Genomic DNA, 405 nt, shown 5'->3' with positions numbered 1-405 from the left:
GGTTTTTGAAATTTTTGAGAATGATCCACCAGAAATAAAAGCCTTGAAGTTAAAGAATAAAACATTGTTTGAAAAAGCGGTTGTACTCTATCACTTTAATTGCTTTGATCAAGCAACTGAACAGTTTCAAGCATATCTGGACTTAAATCCGGGCGATCGGGCGGCGGAAATTTACCGCGATCGCTGCCAACAACGCTCTAAGGGATCCACCGATGAACACTTGGAATAGCAAGGCTTTAATGGCTTGGGCACAGGAGGCGCAACTCATGCCCTGGAGTTGGAGGGTTTGTAGATTGATAAGGTAGAGGTCGAATCTCCTAAAGCGATCGCTTCATTTCTCCCACTCCTAACACTTGAGGGAAAAGGCGATCGCCCCGATGCTAGTTTCCGGCAAATGTTCTAGGG

The 405-nt window shown here is 45.2% G+C and carries 1 protein-coding gene; it reads left to right on the top strand.

The annotated features are described in order from the left end of the window. On the top strand, positions 1-229 hold a 229-nt coding region (locus B9T16_RS29475), incomplete at its 5' end, for a hypothetical protein (RefSeq protein ID WP_410246478.1). Positions 230-405 lie beyond the last annotated feature (176 nt).

Source organism: Arthrospira sp. PCC 8006 (assembly GCF_046480465.1).
Lineage (GTDB): Bacteria > Cyanobacteriota > Cyanobacteriia > Cyanobacteriales > Microcoleaceae > Limnospira > Limnospira platensis.
Note: the sequence above shows the minus strand (reverse complement) of the source record. Positions and strands in the feature narration are given on the sequence as shown.